The organism is Ideonella sp. B508-1 (assembly GCF_000333615.1).
Classification (GTDB): Bacteria; Pseudomonadota; Gammaproteobacteria; order Burkholderiales; family Burkholderiaceae_C; genus Ideonella.
Window position 1 is genome coordinate 1 of sequence record NZ_BADL01000244.1, and the last position, 3,909, is coordinate 3,909.

Genomic DNA, 3,909 nt, shown 5'->3' on the forward strand with positions numbered 1-3,909 from the left:
TGGGGCTTCAAGCACGGCTGTGCGGTGGCCTACACCGACAAGGGTTGGGGCAACGGCTACCACGATCTGTGATCCGGGGGGTCACCTCCCGCGAGGGCCTGCCGATGGACGCGGCCACGGCGGGCACCGAGGCCTTGTTCCGGGTGCGCGCCCCGGCCGACCGGCTGGCGGCCTTCAACGCGGCCCTGCCCAACCGCATGGCCTACAAGCATGCCCACTCGCGACAGAACCCTGAGAAGGACTGGGGCCAGAATACGCTCAGCGCCGTCCGCTTCGCGCTCTACGTGCTCAACCAGCAGTACACCGGCAGTCGCCACTTCACCCCCGCCAACACCCTGGTGATCGCCTCCAGCGTGTCCAACGGTGGCGGTGCGGCGCTGGCCGCGGCCGAGCAGGACACCGAGGGCCTGATCGATGGGGTGGCGGTCAGCGAACCCAACGCCCAGCCCCGGCCCACACCGGGCGTGCAGATCCGGCAGGGCAGCGCGACGGTGCCGGTGAGCGGCCTGCCGCTGATCGACTACTTCACGCTGGCGGCGCTCTACCAGCCCTGTGCCCTGCTGTCTTCGCGCACGGGGCTGTCGATGGACCCGGCCTTCTGGCCGGCGGCCTACACCACCTCGGCCCAGCAGCGTTGCACCGGCCTGGCCGAGCGTGGGCTGGTCACGGGCGACACCGTGGCGGCCCAGGCCGACAGCGCCTGGGACGTGCTGCTGGCCCACGGCTGGACACCGGAGAGCGCCTTCCTGCAGCAGTCGCACTTCCGCCTGGCCACCAACGCGATCGCGGTGACCTACGCCAATGCGCTGGGCCGCTTCGGCGCGCTGGACGATCTGTGCGGCTACAGCTTCGCCAACACCGATGCCAGCGGCCTGCCCATCGCCCAGTCAGCGACGACGCAGGCCGGGCTGTTCGCCAGCGGCAACGGCATTCCGCCGACCTCGGGGGTGAACATCGTCTACGACGGTTCGGTGGGCGGACCGCGGCTGGACTTCCTGTCCACCTCGCCCAGCACCGGCCGGGCTGATTTCGGCCTGGATGGCGCGCTGTGCCTGCGTGCGCTGGCCACCGGGCGAGACGCCGTGAGCGGCGCGGCACTGAGCGGTGATGCAGCGGTTGCCGCCGCCCGCGTGAAGCTGGGCGTGGCCCAGGTTCAGTTGGGCGCCCGCCTGCACGGCAAGCCCACGGTGATCGTGGCGGGCCGCAGCGATTCTCTGCTGCCGGTCAACCACGCGGCCCGGGCCTTTTTCGCCCGCAACCAGCGGGTCGAGCCTGGCAGCCCCACCCGCTACATCGAGGTGACCCACGGCCAGCATTTCGACGCCTTCATGTCCTATGGCCCGGCCCTGGGCTACGACACCCGCTTCATCCCGCTGCATGTGTACTTCAATGCAGCCATGGACGCGGTTTGGGCCCATCTGACCACCGGTGCACCGCTGCCGGGCAGCCAGGTGGTGCACACCGTGCCGCGCGCCAGCAGCAGCACGCCGCTGTCCGGCCAGAACGTGCCGCCCATCGCCGCCTCGCCGGCACCGGGCGCGCAAATCGTCTTCGACGGCCACACCCTGGTGGTTCCGGACTGAGTCCACGGGTGATGAAGAAAAGGGGGGGGCCGCCAGGTCCACCCCCCTCTCTGTTTCCGGCCGGATGATCTGCGTCAGGGGGCCCGCACGGTGATGTGCAGGGTCACCTTGGCGGTGGCATCGGAGGCCGAGGTGATGGTGTAGACGGCGGTCTGGTCCGCCCCCGTGCCGTTGGTCAGCGAGACGGTGTACGCGGTGCTGGTCCTGGTGACGGAGGATTCCGTCAGGCCATTGAGCGTGCTGGTGACCGTGATGTTGGCGTTGTTGTCGCTGGCCATGGCCACCACGTCACCGGACGAGACCACGATGGTCAGGTCGTCGCCCGCGGCGTAGGGGCTGTTCGGCAGGGCCAGGCCATTGACGCTCAGGTCGACCGAGAGGTCCTTGGGCACGATGTCGAACTTCAGCGTCAGGCCGCCGGTGGTGGCGCCCTGGGGCGTCACGTTCAGCACGGCTTCGGTGGCACTGCCGCTGACCAGCATCGCGTTCCAGCTGTGGTTGGTGCTGTTGACGTAGCGGGCCAGGCCGTCGCCGAAGTCGGCCGTGACGTTGATCGGCAGCGTCGGCGAGCCGACGGCCACCCGGTAGCCGGTCGGGATGCTGTAGGTCTTCACGTCACCGGCGGTGGCGGTGTCGGTCTGCACCACGGTACTGCCATCGCTGCTGAGGATCTGCAGGTTGACCGTCAGCGCGATCTGGTCGAGCACCACGTTGATCGTCACGGCCTGGCTGCTGTCCGCGGCCGACTTGGCGGTCAGCGTGAGCACGGTCGGGGCCGCGCTGCTGAGCGTGGCCGCCCAGGTGTTGGCGGTCTTGGTGTAGCCGCTCTTGGTGGCGGTGCCCAGCGACTCGTCCACCTGGAAGGAGACATTGCTGTTCAGGGTCAGCGACTGGCCCGAGCTCATGTTGACGGTGGTGGCCTGTCCGGCCAGCAGCGGTGTGGCCGTCACCGACACACCGTTGACCAGCACGCCGACCTGCAGCGGCGCTGCCGCCACATGCACCACGATGGTGGCCACCCGCGAGCTGTCGCCCTGGGCCGTCGCGGTCAGCGTCACCGTGGTGGCGACGCCGGTGCTCAGGTTGGCCTGCCACTCGGTGCTGGACTTGCTGATGTTGCTGGCGCTGGCGGAGCCCAGCGAGGAGGCGAAGTTGACCTTGATGTTGCTGTCCAGCGTGAGCTGTTGGCCGGAGTTGATGCTCAGCTCATAGGACGCGCCGGCCGTGACCGGTGTGTTGCTCTGCAGCGTGCCGTCCACCGTCACCGTCACGGCCAGCGGTTTCGGCGCGATCACCACATGGATGGTGGCCATCAGGCTGTTGTCCGCGTTCGACTTGACCACCAGGGTGACCTCGGTCGAGCTGGCGCTGGCCAGGTTGGCCGACCAGTCGGTGGCGGTCTTGGTGTAGGCCGACTTGTTGGCGGCGCCCAGGCTTTCATCCACCACCATGGCCACCGTGCTGTGCAGGGCCACCTGCTGGCCCGAACTGATGGTGACGGTGTAGCTCTCGCCGGCCAGCACCGGGGCGGCGTTCTGGGTGATGCCGTCCACCATCACGCCGACCTGCAGGGGCGTGGCCGAGATCAGCACATGGACTTTCGCGACGCGGCTGCTGTCACCGTCCACCGTGGCGGTGAAGGTGACCTCGGTGTCCACGGCGCTGGTCAGGGTACCCTGCCAACCCGTCTTGGACACCACCCGGTTGGCCACGCGGGCGTCGCCGAAGTCGCTGGTGAGATCCAGGTTCACGTTGGACTGCAGGGCCACGGTCTGTCCGGACTGGACGCTGACCGAATAATCGCCGCCGCTGCCGACCGCGGTGGCGGTCTGGGTCACGCCGTCCACCAGCACATTGATGGCCAGCGGGGTGGCGGTCACGTGCAGCACCACGGTGCGGGTCTGGTCGGGGTAGTCGCGCGAGGTGACGTGCAGCGTGACGTCATCGTCCACGGTGCTGTTGATCAGGCCAATCCACGAGGTGCTGGTCTTGGTCAGCGAGGTGAGGGTGGCCTGTCCGGGCGATTCGACGACCGCCACATCCAGGCTGCTGTCCATCGTGACCGTCTGACCGGACTGGATCTGCAGGGTGGTGGTGTTGCCACTGGTAGAGCCGGTGGTGGCGCTGCCATCGACGGCCAGGTTCAGCGAGAGGGTCGGGTCTTCGGGACGCCCGCCGCCACAGCCGGCCAGCAAGCCCAGCAACAACAGGCCTGCCAGGCCTCCTCGCAACAGTCGCAACAACATGGGTCTTCCCGCACTGATTCGCAGAACCCGCCGGCAGCTCGTCGACGGTCACCTTCGAAGGACGTGAGCCTTCGGCGCGC

The 3,909-nt window shown here is 68.7% G+C and carries 3 protein-coding genes; 2 read left to right on the forward strand and 1 reads right to left on the reverse strand.

Translation table 11 applies throughout. From position 1 onward, the window contains the following. The first annotated feature begins 24 nt into the window (after positions 1–24). Both I73_RS34445 and I73_RS27225 read left to right on the forward strand, forming a co-directional pair. Positions 25–72, forward strand: a complete 48-nt coding sequence (locus I73_RS34445; protein ID WP_255348164.1) for a D-(-)-3-hydroxybutyrate oligomer hydrolase — start codon at positions 25–27, stop codon at positions 70–72. A gap of 32 nt (positions 73–104) precedes the next feature. Next, entirely contained in the window at positions 105–1,583 is a 1,479-nt protein-coding gene (locus tag I73_RS27225) for a D-(-)-3-hydroxybutyrate oligomer hydrolase (protein WP_255348163.1), read from the forward strand. A gap of 74 nt (positions 1,584–1,657) precedes the next feature. Here I73_RS27225 and I73_RS10035 read toward each other — a convergent pair whose 3' ends face one another. Then, the gene (locus I73_RS10035) at positions 1,658–3,829 is read right to left on the reverse strand and encodes a hypothetical protein (RefSeq protein WP_148289768.1); all 2,172 of its coding nucleotides are present in this window, start codon (positions 3,827–3,829) and stop codon (positions 1,658–1,660) included. Positions 3,830–3,909 lie beyond the last annotated feature (80 nt).